The organism is Streptomyces armeniacus (genome assembly GCF_003355155.1).
GTDB lineage: Bacteria > Actinomycetota > Actinomycetes > Streptomycetales > Streptomycetaceae > Streptomyces > Streptomyces armeniacus.
On record NZ_CP031320.1, the window covers coordinates 4,501,571 to 4,518,347 of the forward strand.

At 73.3% G+C, this 16,777-nt stretch carries 13 protein-coding genes; 7 read left to right on the forward strand and 6 right to left on the reverse strand.

The annotated features are described in order from the left end of the window. Positions 1-47: 47 nt before the first annotated feature. Genes DVA86_RS19570 through DVA86_RS19580 form a run of 3 tightly spaced genes read right to left on the reverse strand, consistent with a single transcriptional unit; the run spans position 48 to position 3,360 of the window. Positions 48-917, reverse strand: coding sequence for a carbohydrate ABC transporter permease (locus DVA86_RS19570; protein ID WP_208880051.1), 870 nt, complete (start codon positions 915-917; stop codon positions 48-50). Next, positions 914-1,909, reverse strand: a complete 996-nt coding sequence (locus DVA86_RS19575) for a carbohydrate ABC transporter permease (RefSeq protein ID WP_208880052.1) — start codon at positions 1,907-1,909, stop codon at positions 914-916. The genes DVA86_RS19570 and DVA86_RS19575 overlap by 4 nt, the downstream gene beginning before the upstream one ends. 38 nt (positions 1,910-1,947) lie before the next feature. Further along, positions 1,948-3,360 (reverse strand): ABC transporter substrate-binding protein, encoded by a 1,413-nt coding sequence (locus tag DVA86_RS19580; RefSeq protein ID WP_208880053.1) that lies wholly within the window; start codon positions 3,358-3,360, stop codon positions 1,948-1,950. Positions 3,361-3,505: 145 nt separating this feature from the next. On the opposite strand from DVA86_RS19580, the gene DVA86_RS19585 reads away from it, so the two are divergent. The 5 genes from DVA86_RS19585 (at position 3,506) to DVA86_RS19605 (ending at position 9,384) form a co-directional block, all read left to right on the forward strand. Next, the gene (locus DVA86_RS19585) at positions 3,506-4,564 is read left to right on the forward strand and encodes a zinc-dependent alcohol dehydrogenase (protein WP_208884904.1); all 1,059 of its coding nucleotides are present in this window, start codon (positions 3,506-3,508) and stop codon (positions 4,562-4,564) included. A 109-nt stretch (positions 4,565-4,673) separates the two neighbouring features. Next, complete coding sequence (locus DVA86_RS19590) at positions 4,674-5,564, forward strand: sugar phosphate isomerase/epimerase family protein (protein ID WP_208880054.1); 891 nt, start codon at positions 4,674-4,676, stop codon at positions 5,562-5,564. A 47-nt stretch (positions 5,565-5,611) separates the two neighbouring features. Continuing rightward, positions 5,612-6,940 carry an MGH1-like glycoside hydrolase domain-containing protein gene (locus DVA86_RS19595; RefSeq protein WP_208884906.1) on the forward strand — a complete coding sequence of 443 codons (1,329 nt, stop codon included), beginning with the start codon at positions 5,612-5,614 and terminating at the stop codon, positions 6,938-6,940. Next, the gene (locus DVA86_RS19600) at positions 6,937-8,898 is read left to right on the forward strand and encodes an amylo-alpha-1,6-glucosidase (RefSeq protein WP_208880055.1); all 1,962 of its coding nucleotides are present in this window, start codon (positions 6,937-6,939) and stop codon (positions 8,896-8,898) included. Before DVA86_RS19595 ends, DVA86_RS19600 begins: the two co-directional genes overlap by 4 nt. Positions 8,899-9,162: 264 nt before the next feature. Next, entirely contained in the window at positions 9,163-9,384 is a 222-nt protein-coding gene (locus DVA86_RS19605; protein WP_208880056.1) for a dodecin, read from the forward strand. Positions 9,385-9,420: 36 nt separating this feature from the next. Here the strand turns inward: DVA86_RS19605 and dusB are convergent, their stop codons facing one another. After that, complete coding sequence (gene dusB / locus DVA86_RS19610) at positions 9,421-10,581, reverse strand: tRNA dihydrouridine synthase DusB (protein WP_208880057.1); 1,161 nt, start codon at positions 10,579-10,581, stop codon at positions 9,421-9,423. A 145-nt stretch (positions 10,582-10,726) separates the two neighbouring features. Beyond that, positions 10,727-11,617 (reverse strand): helix-turn-helix transcriptional regulator, encoded by an 891-nt coding sequence (locus DVA86_RS19615; protein WP_208884908.1) that lies wholly within the window; start codon positions 11,615-11,617, stop codon positions 10,727-10,729. Between the two features lie 108 nt (positions 11,618-11,725). Here DVA86_RS19615 and DVA86_RS19620 point away from each other — a divergent pair, with 108 nt between their 5' ends. Then, positions 11,726-13,306: an MFS transporter gene (locus tag DVA86_RS19620; RefSeq protein ID WP_425470874.1), complete on the forward strand. Its 1,581-nt coding sequence runs from the start codon at positions 11,726-11,728 to the stop codon at positions 13,304-13,306. Positions 13,307-13,443: 137 nt separating this feature from the next. Beyond that, positions 13,444-14,094: a LysE family translocator gene (locus tag DVA86_RS19625; RefSeq protein ID WP_208880058.1), complete on the forward strand. Its 651-nt coding sequence runs from the start codon at positions 13,444-13,446 to the stop codon at positions 14,092-14,094. Positions 14,095-14,269: 175 nt separating this feature from the next. Here DVA86_RS19625 and DVA86_RS19630 read toward each other — a convergent pair whose 3' ends face one another. Then, positions 14,270-16,483 carry a DUF6351 family protein gene (locus DVA86_RS19630; RefSeq protein ID WP_245996795.1) on the reverse strand — a complete coding sequence of 738 codons (2,214 nt, stop codon included), beginning with the start codon at positions 16,481-16,483 and terminating at the stop codon, positions 14,270-14,272. Positions 16,484-16,777: the final 294 nt, after the last annotated feature.

Consider the following 16,777-nt stretch of genomic DNA (forward strand, 5'->3'; position numbering starts at 1 on the left):
CATACCGTCCGTCGCCTCCCGTACCGTCCGTCGCCTTCCCGTACCGCTCAGCCCTTGTCCGCGCCGCTGGTGAGACCCTCGGTCAGCAGGCGTTCGGCCAGGAAGAACAGGAGTACCACGGGCAGGGTGAGCACCACGGACCCGGCCATCAGCACGGTCTTGGAGACCTCGATGCCGCCCGCGAGCTGCTGGAGCCCGAGCGACACCGTCCACTTGCCGGGTTCCGCCGCCAGGAAGAGGAGCGCGAAGAGGAACTCGTTCCAGGCGATCATGAAGATGTACAGCCCCGTGGCCATGATCGACGGCATCGCGAGCGGCAGCACCACCTTCCGTACGGTCTGCAGCCGCGAGCAGCCGTCGATCGCGGCGGCCTCCTCGATGCTGTACGGGATGGTGACGAAGTAGTTCTTCATCATGTAGATCGACACCGGCACGGTCTGGGCGATGTAGACGATCGCGAGCCCCACCAGGCTCCCCTGGAGCCCCATCTTCGCGAACATCACGAAGAGCGGCACGGCCAGCAGCGTGGCCGGAAACAGATACACGGCGAGGAAGAGTGTGCTGACGTGCCGTCCGCCGAAGAACCGCAGCCGGCTGATCGCGTACGCCCCCGGCACCGCCGCCGCCAGCGTCAGCGCGACCGTGGCGAGCGAGACGAGCGCGGAGTTCGTCAACATGGTCAGGAAGCCCTGGCCGCCCTCCGAAGTGGGCCGCAGCACCTCCTCGTACGTCGTGGTGGTGAGCTCCTTCGTGGACACCCACAGCCGCCCCGGGTCGAGCAGCAGCGCGTCGATCGGCTTCAGGGACAGCAGCACCATGTAGTAGAAGGGCACCAGGGTGATCAGCCCGAGGAAGGCGATGACCACCCAGCGGAACGCTCCGAAGAACCGCTCCTCGAACTGTGCGCGGCTCGTCACGACTCCTCCTGGACCTTCTTGGCGAAGAACTTGAAGTAGATGCCCAGCAGGACCATCAGGATCCCGGCGAGCACGAGTGCCTGGGCCGCGGCGGCGCCCACGTCGTAGCGCGCGGTGAGGAAGTCGTAGACCCGTACCGCGATCACGTCGGTGCCAGCGCCGCCGCCGGTCAGCAGGTAGACGTCGTCGAACTTGTTGAACGTCATGATGAAGCGCAGCACGCACAGCAGCGCGATGACCGGCATCAGCTGCGGCAACAGGACGTACCGGAAGCGCTGGGTGAGCGTCGCGCCGTCCACCGTGGCCGCCTCCTCCAGCCCGTCCGGCACGGCCTGCAGCCGGGCCAGCAGGAAGAGGAAGGCGAACGGGAAGTACCGCCACGTCTCGAACGCGATCACCGTGAGCAGCGCCAGCGGCACGTCGAAGTGCAGCCCCAGCAGGCCGACTTCGTACTCGCGGGTGGAGAGGAACGCGATCGGGTCGTCCCAGCCGAAGAGGCTGCGCCCCCACTCGTTCACGATGCCGAACTGCGGGCTGAGCGCGATCTCCCAGACGAACGCCACGGCCACCACCGGCGCCACGTACGGCAGCAGCATCGCGCCGCGCAGGATGCCCCGGCCGCGGAACGGGCGGCGCAGCGCGAGCGCCGCCGTCAGCCCGAGCAGTACGGAGCCCACGGTGGCGCCGACGGTGTAGACGAGCGTGGTGACGAGGCTGGACCAGAAGCCGGGTGACGCGAAGACGCTGTCGAAGTTGTCCAGGGACCAGTTCCCGAACAGCCCCATCCCCTGGATGTCGACCAGCTTCGCGTCCTGGAACGCCAGCAGCACCGTCCACAGGATGGGCAGCACGACCACCACCAGGACCACCACGAAGGTGGGCGTGACGAAGGCCAGCCCGGCCCGGTTCTCGCGGCCGCTCGCGGTGAGGGGGCGCCGCCCGCCCGGGGGCAGGCCGCGGGCGCGGCGGGACAGGTGAGCTCTCGTCGTCATGGGTCGCGTACCTCGTGGGCTTCTGCGGGCGGGCCGGTTCACTGGAGGGACTTCTGCAGCGCGGACACTTCGTCGGCGGCTTCGCGCGCGGCCTCGCCGGGTTCCGTCTGGCCGCTGGTCATGGCGCCGATGGTCTTGGGTACGGGCAGTTCGCCGTTGGTGGCGCCGACGAGCACGCCCTCGCCCTGCTCGATGCCCCAGCGCTTCATGCGGCCGACGGCCTCGGTGAGCTGGTCCAGCAGCTCCGGCCGGAACACCTCGTTCATGGGCTTCTTCTTGTCGACGCCGACGCTGCTGTCCCGCCAGGCCCGTTCGAACTTCCGGGGGTCGTCGGCGGTGCCGCCGCGGACCGGGATCTTGCCCTCGGGCGACATCCCGAACCAGTCCGCGTAGCCGGTGTTCATCATGTACTCGATGAACTTCCGCGACGCGCCCGTCTCCGCGCTCCGCGTCACCGCCCAGGACGTGATCTCGCCGAACTGGGCGGGCTCCTCTGCGTCCGGGCCGCGCAGCGAGGTGACGATGCCGCTGCGGTCCGAGAGGTAGCGGCCGCCCTCCTTCGTGCACTGCGGGCAGCTCGGCAGCGCGTCCTTGCGCAGGCCCGCCAGCTCGTCGAGGACGAACGAGGACCACAGCAGCATCGGCGCCTTGCCGGAGAAGTACGTGGCGCGGGTCGAGTCGACGGTCTGGGTGCCGGCGGCGCCGTGCTCTCCGCCGAGCGCGTTGTACGCGTCGAACGCCGTGCGGCAGGCCGGGGAGGACAGCCGGATCTCGCCCTGCCCGTCGACGAGTTGACAGTCGTTGGCGAGGGCGACGCTCTCGAAGCTCTGCTGTGTGAAGACGTCCCCGGGGTCGGTGGCGACGGCGGCGCCGTTCTGCCCGCGCGTGTCGAGTTTCTCGGCGGCGCGCAGCATCTTGTCGTAGGTGTCGGGGACCGGCAGGCCCGCCTTCTTCAGCAGGTCCTTGCGGTAGACGAGGATCTGCAGCCAGGCGTCGGAGGGTACGGCGAGCTGGGCGCCGCCGTCGGCGGTGAGGCGGAGCGCGTTCTCGTCGAAGGTGCCCTTGCCGAGCTTCCGTACGAGGTCGGTGGTGACCTCCGTGTTGAGCAGTCCGTTGCCGTGCATCTGCCAGACCTGGCCCATCGGGATGGCCCCGATGACGTCGGGCAGGTTGCCCGCGGCGGCGGCCGACATGATCAGCTGCGGCAGCTGGTTCTCGGCGACGCCGACCAGCTCGACGTCGATGCCCGACCGCTGCTCGAACCGGTGGACGACCTTCTTGCTCGCCTCCATCCGGTCCGGGAGGTTCTCCAGGGACCAGACCGTGATCTTGTTGTCCGGCTTGCCTGGTTTGCCTGCCTGGCTGTCCGCGCAGCCGGCCAGCAGGCCACTGCCCAGCACCAGGGCAAGAGCGGCCGCGGTCGCCCTCGACCGCCGCGTCCACTTGCGCATGCCTCGTCCTTACGCCGCTGTGCCGCTTCCGTCTGTCACTTCCGCTTGTTCGTCAGGCATCACAGCACCACTTTTGCCTAATGACAAGACGTATCCTTAAGGTATCTTCGACATAACCGTGGCAGCCCAACCCATCGGAGTCTTCGTGGAACGCGTCGTCCAGTTCACCGGCCCGCACCGGGTCGAGGTCGCCGAGCACGAGAGGGAGCCGCTGCCACCGGGCCACATCCGCGTCCGTACGCGGTTCTCCGGCATCTCCGCCGGCACCGAGCTCACCGCGTACCGCGGCACCAACCCGTATCTCACCCGCACCTGGGACGCCGGCGCGCGGCTCTTCCGGGACGGCGCCGCCGGCATCGAGTACCCGGTCGCGGGCTGGGGGTACTCGGAGGTCGGCGAGGTCACCGAGGTCTCCCCCGATCTGCCCGCCGAGTTGGCCGGCGACCCGGAGCTGCCCGCCGTCGGCGATCTCGTCTGGGGCATCTGGGGCCACCGCAGCGAGGGCGTCGTGCCCGCCGAACGGCTCGTCGGCCACCGGCTGCCGGCCGGGCTCGACCCGCTCTCCGGCGCGTTCGCCCGGGTCGGCGCCATCGCGTACAACGCGGTGCTCGCCGCCGGCCTCCACCTCGGCGAGGACGTCGCCGTCTTCGGGCAGGGCGTCATCGGCCTGCTCACCACCCGGCTCGCCCAGCTCAGCGGCGCCCGCGTGACCGCCGTCGACGCGCTCGACGGCCGGCTGGACACGGCGCGGAAGTACGGCGCGGAGCGCACGCTGAACGCCCGTACGGACGCCGTGGCCGAACGCGTACGGGAGGCCACCGGCGGCCGGGGCGCGGACGCCGCCATCGAGATCAGCGGGGTGCACGCCGCCCTGCACGAGGCGCTGCGCTCGGTCACGGCGGACGGCCGCGTCGTCGCCTCCGGCTTCTACCAGGGCGACGCCACCGGGCTGCGGCTCGGCGACGAGTTCCACCACAACCGCGTCCAGCTGGTCTGCTCGCAGATCGGCGGCGTGCCGCCGCAGTTGCAGGGACGGTGGAGCGTCGAACGGCTGCAGCGGACGTTCCTGCGGCTCGTCGCGGAGGGCCGGGTGGATGTGGAGTCCCTGGTCAGCCATGTCGTGCCGGTCGCGGAGGCGGCCGACGCGTACGCCCTGCTGGACGAACGGCCGCAGGACGCGCTGCAGATGGTGCTCTCGTTCTGAGCCCGCGCCCGGCCGTCCCGTCCCGTCCCGTCCCCGTCCCCGCCGCCCGCCGTCCCGCCCGCGAACACCCAGTTCTGAGCACCGAGTTGTGAGTCTGAGAGGCCGAAGGATGTTCCAGATCGCCTGCCAGGAGCAGTTGCTCCCCGGCGACACCCTGCAGCACAAGTGGGAGTTCGCGGTGGCCGCCGGCTACGACGCGATCGAGCTGCGCGCCAAGGGCGACTTCCACTTCCGCGGCCGGCTGCCGGAGCTGCGGCAGGCGGCCGCGGACGGTGTGGTGATGCCGACCGTCTGCGTGGACATGCTGCACTTCTTCGGCGCGTTCGACGAGGAGCCGCGGCGCGACGCCGTGGCCCAGCTGAAGTCCCAGCTGTCCGTCATCGCCGAGCTGGGCGGGCGCGGCGCGCAGACCCCCGCGTCGTACGGGATGTTCTCGCGGCGGCTGCCCCCGTTCACGCCGCCGCGCACTGAGGACGAGGACCGCGAGGTGCTGCTCGCCGGGCTCACCGAACTCGGCGAGCACGCGCGGCGCGAGGGCGTGACCCTCTTCCTCGAGCCCCTCAACCGCTACGAGGACCACATGGTCAACCGGCTCGACCAGGCCGCCGAGCTGATCCGTACGGTCGGCCTGGACTCGGTGCGCATCGGCATCGACAGCTACCACATGAACATCGAGGAGGCCGACCCGCCCGCCGCGATCCTCGGCGCCGCCCCGTACCTCGGGCACGCGCAGGTCAGCGACTCCAACCGGCTCCAGCCCGGCGCCGGCCACCTCGACTGGCCCGCGTGGCTGGGCGCGCTGGACGCCGCCGGGTACGTGGGCCCGCTGGCCGTCGAGTGCCGCCTCGGCGGCGACCCGGAGGAGGCCGTACGGTCCATCCCGCCGTTCCTGCGCCGCGCGGGCGGGGCGCACGTGACAGGCGGGTCCGACGGCGCGGGGTCCGACGGCGCGGGGTCCGACGGCGCGGGGTCTGACGGCGCGGGCCGGGCCGCCGTATGACCGCCGCCCCCCTGCTCGCCACCGCCCCGCGCGACGCGGACGGCCGTATGCCCGACCCCGCCGCGCTGCGCCGCGCCGCCCGCCGCGTGCTGCTCCGCAACTGGACCGGGGCGTCCACCGTGCCGTCGCACGGCCTGTACCCGCACCAGTGGAGCTGGGACTCGGCGTTCATCGCCATCGGGCTGCGCCACCTGTCCGTCGTACGGGCGCAGCGCGAGCTGGAGACGCTGCTCGCCGCGCAGTGGGGCGACGGGCGCGTGCCGCACATCGTGTTCAACCGGACGGTGCCGCTCGGCGCGTACTTCCCCAGCCCCGACTTCTGGCGCTCCTCCACGGCGGGCGCCGCCGCGGGCGCGCCCGCGGACGTCGAGACGTCCGGCATCGTGCAGCCGCCGGTCCACGCCCTCGCCGCCTGGCTCGTGCACGAGGCCGACCCGGCGGAGTCGGCGCGGCGGGGCTTTCTGACCCGGCTGTACCCGCGGCTCGCGGCCTGGCACGGCTACCTCGCCGGCCACCGCGACCTCGGCGGCCACGGCCTGGTGTCGATGGTGCACCCGTGGGAGCCCGGCATGGACAACAGCCCGTGCTGGGACGGGCCGCTGTCGCGCGTCGAACCGGCCGAGCCCGGCTCGTTCCGGCGCGCCGACCTGGATCACGGCGCCGCGGCCGACCGCCCGACGGATCTCGACTACGGCCGGTACGTGCGGCTCGCCGCCGACTACCGCGACCACGGTTACCGCGACGCCGACACACCGCACGCCTTCGCCGTCGAGGACCCGAGCGTCAACGCCCTGCTGATCGCCTCCGAACACGCCCTCGCCGCCATCGCCGGCGCCCTCGGCGCCGACCCGTCCCCCCACCTCGCCCGCGCCGAACGGCTCACCGGCGCGCTCGTGTCCCGGCTGTGGGACGCGGACGCGGGCCTGTTCCTGTGCCGGGACGTACGCGCGGGCGCGCCCGTACGGGAGCGGAGCGTCGCCGGCCTCATCCCGCTGATCGTCCCCGGGCTGCCCGCGGACGTGGCGGACGCGCTGCTGCGTACGGCGGCGGGCGAGCACTTCGGGCTGGGCGGCGCCGTACGCCTCGTGCCGAGCTACGACCTGCGCGGCGCCGCGTTCGACCCGTCCCGCTACTGGCGCGGACCCGCCTGGTTCAACGTCAACTGGCTGCTGGAACGCGGCCTCCGGCAGCACGGCGCACCGGAGCGCGCGGACGCGCTGCGGGCGGCGGGGCTGGCGACGGCGTACGCCTCGGGGTTCTCGGAGTACGTCGACCCGTACACCGGACAGGCGCGCGGCACCCGCGACTTCAGCTGGACGGCGGCGTTGGCGCTGGACCTGCTGGCAGGGCCGTACACGGGCGGTGACCCCGTATGAACGGCGGGACCGGGCAGCGGGTGCTCGTACGGGACGGGACGTTCGCCGTGCTGGACGGGCGCGGCGACATCCGTACGGAGGCGGATTCCGCGGGTGCGCCGGGCGTGAGCGGCGGACCGTACGGGCTGTTCCGGCGCGACGCCCGGCACCTCAGCCGCTGGCTGCTGACCGTCGGCGGTACGGAGCCCACCCTGCTGGTGCCCGGCCCCGACGGCGCCCACGGCACGGCCGTCCTCACGCCGCCGGGCGTACGCGACCAGCCGCCCGCGTACACCGTCTTCCGCGAACAGGAGGTGAAGGGCGGCGCGTTGCGCGAACGCGTACGGCTCGTCGGGAACAGCGCCGCGGCCGTCACCGTGACCGTCACCGTCGCGGTGGACGCGGACTTCGCCGACCAGTTCGAGCTGCGCGGCAACCGCGAGTACGCCAAGCCGGGCGCGGAGCGCACGTGCGAACCGCACGCGGACGGTGTGGAGTTCCACTACCGGCGCGGCGAGTGGCACTCCCGTACGGCCGTCACCGCCCGGCCCGCGCCCGACCGCGCCACGGAGGCGGCGGACGGCGCGCGGCTGCTGCACTGGACGCTCACCGTGCCGCCGCACGGGGCGGTGGCGCTCGAACTGCGGGCGGACACGCACCCGTTCGGCGCGCCGCCCGCGGTGGAGGCGGTGGAGGCGGTGGAGGCGGGCTCCGCTCCGGTCGCCTCCCCGCCCGCCGAACCGGACGGCGAACCGGACGGCGACCTCGCCCGCGCCTGTGCGCAGGGCCTCGCCGACCTGGCCGCGCTGCGCATCCCGGCGACCGGGCCCGACGGCGAGCCCGTACGGCCGCCGGCGGCCGGAATCCCCTGGTTCCTCACCCTGTTCGGCCGGGACGCGCTGCTCACGTCGCTGTTCACGCTCCCGTACGAGCCCGCGCTGGCCGACGCGACCCTCCTCGCGCTCGCCGCCACCCAGGCCGACCGCACCGACCCGGAGCGCGTCGCACAGCCCGGCAAGATCGTGCACGAGATCCGGCACGGCGAACTGGCGCACTTCGGGCAGGTGCCGTACGGGAGTTACTACGGCTCCGTCGACAGCACCCCCCTGTTCCTGGTGCTGCTCGGCGCCCGCACCGAACGCACCGGGGACGACACGCTCGCCCGCCGCCTGGAGGGCCACGCGCGGCGCGCCCTCGACTGGCTGTTCCGGCACGGCGGCCTCGACGACCGCGGCTACCTCGTCTACCACGCCGACGAAGGCGGCCTCGCCAACCAGAACTGGAAGGACTCCCCCGGCGCCGTCTGCACCACCGACGGCACCCAGGCGGAGGGCGCCATCGCGGTCGCCGAGGCGCAGGGGTACGCGTACGACGCGCTGCGCCGCGGCGCCCGTATGGCACGCACCGCGTGGGCCGACCCGGACTTCGCCGACCGGCTGGAACACGCGGCGGACGCGCTGCGGGACCGCTTCCGCCGCGACTTCTGGATGCCGCGGCACGGGTTCCCGGCGCTCGCCCTGGACGGCGACGGGCGCCAGGCCGACGCCCTCGCCTCGGACGCCGGGCACCTGCTGTGGTCCGGCATCCTCGGCCGGGAGGACGGCGTACGGGTCGGACGGCGGCTGCTGGAACCGGACTTCTTCTCCGGCTGGGGCATCCGCACCCTGGCCGCGGGCCAGCCCGCGTACCACCCGCTGTCGTACCACCGCGGCAGCATCTGGCCCCACGACAACGCCGTCGCGGCGCTCGGCCTGGCCCGCTACGGCCTGCACGAGGAGGCCCGCGCGCTCGCGCGCGGCCTGCTCGCGGCCGCCGCGCGGCACGAGTACCGGCTGCCGGAGGTGCTGGCCGGGTACGGCCGCGACACCGCCGGCGGGCGGCCGGTCCCGTACCCGCACGCCTGCTCGCCGCAGGCATGGGCAGCGGCGACACCGCTCGCACTGCGCACAGCCCTGGAATCCAGCCCGCCCGGCGATTGAGGACGGCCCCCGGCCACGACGACGCCGCACCGGGGCAAAGACCGTAGGCCCACCGAAGGTGCGTGGCCGCCCCGCTTCGTCCTCAAACGCCGGACGGGCTTGGGGGGTACGCCAGGCCGGGCCTGGGGGTGCGCCAGGACGGGCTGGATGGCGCGGTGCGCATACGGGTGCGTTCCGGTCGCATAAGTCCGGCCCCCAGGGGCACCGTGGACACGCAGACACGCACACGCACATCCCGTACGTACGACACCAGCGGAGCTCGCCATGACGCAGCACACCTACCGCGTGACCGAGATCGTCGGCACCTCCCACGAAGGCGTGGACGCCGCCATCCGGAACGCCATCAGCCGGGCCTCGGACACCGTGCGCAACCTGGACTGGTTCGAGGTCACCGAGGTGCGCGGGCAGATCGAGGACGGGCAGATCGAGCACTACCAGGTGGGTCTCAAGGTCGGCTTCCGCCTGGAGGACCCCGGCGCAAGCTGAAAGAGGACCCCGGCGCAAGCTGAATAACAGGGGCCGTCAGCCCCCCGACGTGTCGAGCTCGGCCTCCGCCCCGACACCCGCCGCGCAGTCATACGGGTCCGCGAGCCACCCGTCGGGCAGTACGACGCGGTTGCGCCCGGACGTACGGCCGCGCGGCCCGTCGGCGCCCTCCGCGGGCCAGGGCTGGTCGAGGTCCAGCTCGCCGAGGAGCGCGGCCAGTTCGTCGAGGGACGAGGCGACCGCCAGCTTCCGGCGCAGGTCCGAGCCGACCGAGAAGCCCTTCGTGTACCAGGCGACGTGCTTGCGGAAGTCGATGACGCCGTGTGCCTCGTCCTCGAGCCACTCCCCCAGCAGCCGTGCGTGCCGCAGCATCGTGTCGGCGACCTCCCGCAGCCGCGGCCGCGCGTACGAGCCCTCGTACACATCCCCGGAAGCAGCGCCGAACGCCTTCACCAGGTCCCCGAACAGCCACGGCCGCCCCAGGCACCCGCGCCCGACGACCACACCGTCGCAGCCGGTCTCGCGCACCATCCGTACGGCGTCGTCCGCGGACCAGATGTCGCCGTTGCCGAGCACCGGCACCTCGGGCGGCATGGCGTCCCTGAGGCGGGCGATGGCGTCCCAGTCGGCGGTGCCGCCGTAGTGCTGGGCGGCGGTACGGCCGTGCAGCGCGACAGCGGTGACGCCCTCCTCGGCGGCGATCCGCCCGGCGTCGAGGTACGTGAGGTGCTCGTCGTCGATGCCCTTGCGCATCTTCACGGTCACCGGCATCCCGTCGGCGCCCGCGACGGCCTCGCGCAGGATGGCGCGCAGCAGCGGCCGCTTGTACGGGAGCGCGGAGCCGCCGCCCTTGCGGGTGACCTTGGGGACGGGGCAGCCGAAATTGAGGTCGACGTGGTCGGCCAGGTCCTCGTCCACGATCATGCGGACGGCCTTGCCGACGGTCGCCGGGTCCACCCCGTACAGCTGGATGGAGCGCGGCACCTCGCCCGCGTCGAAGTGGACGAGGCGCATGGTCTTCTCGTTGCGTTCGACCAGCGCCCGGCTCGTGATCATCTCGCTGACGAACAGCCCCTGTCCGCCCGAGAACTCCCGGCACAGCGTCCGGAACGGCGCGTTCGTGATCCCGGCCATCGGCGCCAGCACCACGGGCGGCTGGACGGCGTGCGGTCCGATACGGAGCGGCGGCTGGGTCATGGAGCGGGTGTCCTCGCTGTCATACGGCGGAGTCTTACGGAGGCGGGGCGGGCACAGGGAGAGTCTTGCGGAAGCGGGGCGGGGAGCCACCGGCAGCCATCCATTGTCGCGCATCCGCGGCACCCGGGGACCGCGGGACCGCCGCTCACCCGCCGTCCGCGGTGACCAGCGCGTGCAGCCGCTCGATCCGTTCCCGCGTCTCCGCGTCGTCGGGCACGTACACGCTGAGCCGCGGTCCGTGGTTCGGGCCGAGCCACAGCTTCGTCGGCATGAAGTGCAGCAGCCCGACCTGGGGGTGCCGGAAGCGCTTGACCTTGGTGGCGGCCTGGACGACCTCGTGCCGGTCCCAGATCTCGCGGAACTCCGGCGACGCCCGCTGCAGCCTGTGCACGAGCGCCTTCCACGCGGGCTCCGCTATGTGGTCGGCCATGGCGGCGCGCAGGTTCGCGGTCATGAGGCGCTGCGCCTCCTCGCGGTCGACGAGTGTGGCCTGCCACTCGGGGTGGGTGAAGAGGAGCCACAGGCAGTTCCGGTCCTCGTACGGGAGGGCGTCGAGGTCGCAGAACAGCCGGCCGTACGTGCGGTTGTAGGCGAGCAGGTCGTAGCGGGCGTTCTGGACGCAGGCCGGGTACGGCTCGAGCTGCTCCAGGGTCCGCCGCAGCGAGTCGGTGACGACGCCGCTGCATTCCGTCCCGGGCGTACGGTCGGTGACTCCGGCGAGCGCGAACAGGTGGGCGCGTTCGCTGGGGTCGAACAGCAGCGCCTGCGCGAGCGCGTCCAGCACCTGCGGGGACACCTGGATGGGGCGGGCCTGCTCCAGCCACGTGTACCAGGTGACGCCGACGGCCGAGAGGTGCGCGACCTCCTCGCGGCGCAGTCCGGGCGTACGCCTGCGGCGCCCGCGGGGCAGCCCGACCTGTTCGGGGGCGATGCGCTCGCGGCGGCTGCGCAGGAACGCGGCCAGCTCGCGGCGGCGCAGGCCGCCGCCGTCCACGGGGGTGTACGGGGCGGGGGTGGGCGTCTCGTCCACGGCCATGCTCATGCGTACCAGCATGCGGGGAGGCGCAGGGCGTTTCCAGGTAGTTCTTGTACCAGGATAAAGACACTCTGGTACCCCTTTACGGCCTCCCGCAGGGTCGGTTCCGTGAGCGAATCCACGACAGACCACCCGTCACGTACGTCACAGATACCGGAACAGACACCACCCGCACCGCGTGTCCCGCGCCCCTCGCCGCCTTCGCGGGCCGAGATCCGGCCCCGCGTACGCCGTATCGGCGCGGCGGGCGTCTCGCAGGCCGACGCACCGGCTCCCGCACCGGCGCCCGCCGATTCTCCCGCCGGGGCCCAACGGCTCGGACCGCTCGGCCTGTTCACCGTGCTCGCGGGGGCCGCGCTCCCGCTGCTCGACTTCTTCATCGTCAACGTCGCGCTGTCCGCCATCGGCCGCGATCTGCACGCGGACCCCGCCCTGCTGGAGCTGGTCGTCGCCGGATACGGCGTCGCGTACGCCGTGCTGCTCGTGCTCGGCGGCCGCCTCGGGGACATGTTCGGGCGCCGCACGCTGTTCCTCGCCGGGCTGGTCGCGTTCGCCGTGACCTCCCTGCTGTGCGGGCTCGCGCCGGACGCCTGGAGCCTGATCGCCGCGCGCGCCGCGCAGGGCGCCGCGTCCGCGGCGATGCTGCCGCAGGCGCTCGCCACCATCCAGGCCACGACCGCGGGCCGGCGCCGGGCCCGCGCGATCGGCCTGTACGGCGCGACCGCCGGGCTGGCCATGGTCGCCGGGCAGATCCTCGGCGGCGTCCTGCTCGCGGCGGACCTCGCCGGTACGGGCTGGCGCGCGGTGTTCCTGGTGAACGTGCCCGCCGTGCTGCTCCTCCTCGTACTGGTGTGGCGTACGGTCCCGGAGACCCGTTCCGACCGGCCCGCGCCCGTCGACGTACCGGGCACGGTGCTGCTCGGCGCCGCGCTGGTCGCGCTGATGCTGCCGCTGACGGAGGGCCGGGCCGCGGGCTGGCCGCTGTGGTCGTGGCTGGCGCTGGCCGCGTTCCCGTTCCTGGCCGCCGCGTTCGCGGCCGTGGAACGCCGGGCGGACCGGGCGGGACGTGTCCCGCTGGTGCCGCCGGGCATGCTGCGGCTGCCGGGCATGCGGCGGGGGCTGCCGCTGGTGGCGCTCACGGTGGGGGGCTTCGGCGGCTTCATGTTCGTGCTGGCCATCGCCTTCCAGCAGGGCCTGGACTACGGCCCCGTACGGGCGGGCACGGCCCTGGTGCCGTACGCGGTCGCGTTCTTCCTCGCCTCCCTCGCCGGACCGCGCCTGACCGGCCGCTTCGGCGACCGCGTCGTCACCGCGGGCGGCGTCGTCCAGATCGCGGGCCTGGTGCTGCTCATCCTGACCGTGCTCGACGCCTGGCCGCACCTGGGCTTCCGGGACCTCGCACCCGGGCTGGCCGTGGCGGGCTTCGGGCAGGGCCTGATCATGCCGGTGGCGATACGGATCGTGCTGGCGGACGTCCCCGCGGAGCAGGCGGGCGTGGGCGGCGGCGTGATGGCCACGGTGCAGCAGTCCGCCGTGGCCCTGGGCATGGCGCTGATCGGCGCGCTGTTCCTGACGGCCGTCCCGGAATCGGGCATGCGCGACGCCCTGGCCCTGGCCCTGACGGCCCAACTGACCCTGGTCGCACTGATCACATTCCTGAGCCTGCGGCTCCCGCGGGGCACGGGGTGAGCGGGGCGGGGCGGGTCGCGCCCCGCGTCGGGACGACCGCGGGCCGACAGGTCAGGGCTTGGCCGGGGCCGGGGCCGGGGGCCTAGGGCGAAGGCCGGTCTCGCCTTCGCGGGCCCGTACGCGCGATGCTCCTCGTCATGGTCGATCCGCATCAGCTGGCCGCGTTCTGCGCGATGTCCCTGCTGCTCTCCGCCGTGCCAGGGCCCAGCGTGCTGTTCGTCGTCGGGCAGGCGCTGGCGCGCGGGCGGCGGGCGGCGCTGGCGTCCGTGCTGGGCAACACCCTCGGCGGCTACGTCCTCGTCATCGCGGTCGCGCTCGGCGTCGGCACGGTAGTGGAACGGTCCGTGCTCCTCTTCCAGGTGATCAAGCTGGCCGGTGCGGCCTACCTCGTGCTCCTCGGTGTCCGTGCCCTGCGGGCGAGTTGGGCGGGCCGCCGGTCGGCTGGGCCGGTCGCGGGCGCCGTACGGGAGCCGGTGACGGCCGGGCGCGCGCTGCGGCAGGGGTTCGTCGTGGGCGTGACCAATCCGAAGAGCATCGTCTTCCTCACGGCGGTGCTGCCGCAGTTCGTGGACCGGGACGCCGGGCACGCCGTCGTGCAGATGCTGCTTCTGGGGCTGGCGGGCGCGCTGCTGGCGCTGGTGTCCGACGGCACCTGGGGGCTGGCGGCCTCCGCCGCGCGCGGCTGGTTCGGCCGCTCGCCCCGCCGGATGGCCGTGGTCGGCGGGACGGGCGGACTCGCCATGATCGGGCTCGGTACGACGGTGGCGGTCACGGGACGCGCGGACTAGCCACGGCACGGCTGCCGTACGGACCGCGCCCGCACGGACCAGCCGCGCCCGCACGGACCACGCCCGTACGGACCAGCCGCGCCCGCACGGACCACGCCCGCACGGACCACGCCCGCACGGACCACGCCCGCACGGACCACGCCCGTACGGACCGCGACCGCCACCCCTCCGTACGTCAGTCGCCCGCCGCCCCCGGCCCCGACGGCAGCGCCTGCCACGTCCCGTCCAGCGGGCGCTGCCAGCGGCCCTCGCGGGCCCAGTCGCACACGCCGCCCGGGAACGTCTCCCGCAGCTCCGCCAGCTCCGCGGGCGTGAACTCGACCGCGTAGTCCGCCGGTTCGACGGGCTTGCGCCGGCAGGCGACCACGTCGTCCGCGACCGGGGCACCGGCGACCAGCCGCGGCGTGGGGAAGGCGGGGTAGAGCTTCCCGCACTCGCCCCGGTTGTCGTACGTGAGCCGCTGCGTGATCTTGCGCGGCTGCTCGTCCGGCGTCCAGCACGCGTCCGTGAGGCCGGCGGGCTTGTGCGCCACGACGTCCGCGCCGGACGGCCGTTCAGCCGCGGGGCCCGCACCGCCCGGGAGGGGCGCGCCGTCCGCCGTGAGCGACGTCAGCCACTCGTCCATCGCGCTCAGCGCGTACCGCAGTACGGGGCTCTCCAGGCTGAAGCCGCCGTGCCGTACGTCCTCCTCCAGCATCACGTGGTTGTCGGCGTGCCCGTTCCGTTCCAGCAGCCGGGCGCGGGTGGAGAAGCCGTGCACCGCCATGTGGATGTCACCGCCGGGGGTGTCGTCCGTGTACGCGCGGTAGTCGATGACCGGTGTACGGGAGAGGCCGGCGCCGCCGTCCAGGATGCGGCCCGTGCCGTACGCCGCCCGGGTCGCCGAAGGGTCCGCCGCCGTACGGGACTTGGTGGGGCGCGCGTCCCGGTCGATGCCGCCGACACCGGAGTTGAGGTCGAGGAACTGCCGCTTGTCGATGGTGCCGTCGTTCAGCGCGCCGAGCCCGTACTGCACGCCGGTGTTGTCCAGCGGGCGCAGGGCCGCGCCGGTGGCGGGGTCGGTGCCGTAGACGTTGACGGTGTGGTCGTAGACGGTGCCGCGGACGCCGTCCGGGTTGGTCTCGGCGTCGTAGCGCTGCGAGTCCGGGAAGCCCAGGGGGAACTCCTCGTCCGGGTCGAGGCGCTTGGCGCCGTCGCTGAGGTTCGGGATGCTCTCGCGCAGCCGGAACCCGGAGACCGCGCGCTGCTGCTCCGCGCTGAACTCGCCCTTCCCCGCGCCCTCGAACCAGCCGTGCAGGACCCGGGAGTCGAGCAGCGTCAGGTTGGTGGCGGAGGTGACGTCGGGGAAGCTGCATCCGACGACGATGCCGTCGAGCAGGCCGGGGTAGTTGTCGGCGATCTGGTGGCCCTGGTACGAGCCGCCCGAGCAGCCCCAGCCGATGGTGAAGCGGGGCGTGCCGTAGGCCTCGGTGAACTGCTCCTTGACCATCATGGTGGTCTCGGCGGCCAGCAGGTCGTTGCAGTTGTTCCCGAAGACGTTGAGGGAAGACGAGGCCACGGCGTACCCGCGTCCGAGCATCTCGGGATCGAGGACACCGCCGGTGGAGACACCCTGCGTGTACCAGCCGGCGCGGCAGCCGCCGCCGAAGGTGTAGACGAGGCGGCCGTTCCAGCCGGCGCTGCGGGCGGTGGTGCCGGGCTCGGGGTCGGCGGGGTCGTGCAGCATGGAGATCTGGTAGACGGCGCGGTTGACGGTGCCGGTCTCGATCCGGATGAGGAACGGGACGGTCTTCCCGTCCGTCGTGGTGGTCTCCGCGAGGTCGGCCGGGCGCTCGTCCGGGTCAGGCAGCGGCTTGGTCTTCCCGTCGGTGGAGCGGTACGCGTAGTCCACGCGCGTGCCGACGGAGCAGTCCTCGTCCAGCGGGGGCCCGAGCGTCGTACCGTCCACGAGCGCGAAATACTCGGTGGTGCACACGTACGGGTCCTCGTGCGGGCCGCTGATGACGGGCCCGGCCGTGGGGTGGTTCCGTACGCGCAGCTCGGCCCGGTCGCCGCCCCCGTCGCCGTCCGGTGCGGTGGCGACGAGGCTGTTGGCGCCGTCCTTCAGCCCGGCCACCAGGCCGGTCAGCCGCTGTCCGCCGGGGTCGGGCGTGAACGCGCCGGTGACGTCGGTGCCGTTGCGGCGTACGGCCACCTCGCCGGGGTCGGCGCCGTCGGGTATGTCCACCCGTACGAGGACGTCCCCGCCGGTCACGAAGTCCGCGCGGGTCGACAGCGGCGTGAGGGCGAGCCCCCCGTCGCCCGGTCTCTCCCCGCCGCCGGGCTGGGCCTGCGCGCCGGAGGCGGCGGGCAGCAGCGTCACGACGAGGCCGGCGGCGAGCGCGGCCACGAGGGTACGGGGGCGGGCCCGGCGTACGGCAGCGGTACGGCGGCGCAGACGGTCGCGGCTGCGGCTGCGTCTAGGGCGGTCGGACGGAAGCACATGACCTCCAGCAGGTCGGGCACAGAGGGGACAGCGGACCGTGGAACCGGAGGACCGGGGACCCGGGGGACCGGGACCGACAACCGGACAGCCATGGAACCGATTACGCAATGCAACGGAAACGTAGAAGGAACCACATAGGGGGTCAAGCAAAACGCACACAAACCAACGGGAAACGGCCTGGCGAGCCCCCTAAGCCCC

Excerpts from the sequence above, each read along its gene's own strand:
- DVA86_RS19595 (WP_208884906.1), top strand. The coding sequence starts at position 5,612 with ATGCCCGACCCCGCCGCGCTGCGCCGCGCCGCCCGCCGCGTGCTGCTC.
- DVA86_RS19625 (WP_208880058.1), top strand. The coding sequence starts at position 13,444 with ATGGTCGATCCGCATCAGCTGGCCGCGTTCTGCGCGATGTCCCTGCTG.
- DVA86_RS19580 (WP_208880053.1), bottom strand. The coding sequence starts at position 3,360 with ATGCGCAAGTGGACGCGGCGGTCGAGGGCGACCGCGGCCGCTCTTGCC.
- DVA86_RS19605 (WP_208880056.1), top strand. The coding sequence starts at position 9,163 with ATGACGCAGCACACCTACCGCGTGACCGAGATCGTCGGCACCTCCCAC.
- DVA86_RS19590 (WP_208880054.1), top strand. The coding sequence starts at position 4,674 with ATGTTCCAGATCGCCTGCCAGGAGCAGTTGCTCCCCGGCGACACCCTG.
- dusB (WP_208880057.1), bottom strand. The coding sequence starts at position 10,581 with ATGACCCAGCCGCCGCTCCGTATCGGACCGCACGCCGTCCAGCCGCCC.
- DVA86_RS19600 (WP_208880055.1), top strand. The coding sequence starts at position 6,937 with ATGAACGGCGGGACCGGGCAGCGGGTGCTCGTACGGGACGGGACGTTC.
- DVA86_RS19575 (WP_208880052.1), bottom strand. The coding sequence starts at position 1,909 with ATGACGACGAGAGCTCACCTGTCCCGCCGCGCCCGCGGCCTGCCCCCG.
- DVA86_RS19615 (WP_208884908.1), bottom strand. The coding sequence starts at position 11,617 with ATGGCCGTGGACGAGACGCCCACCCCCGCCCCGTACACCCCCGTGGAC.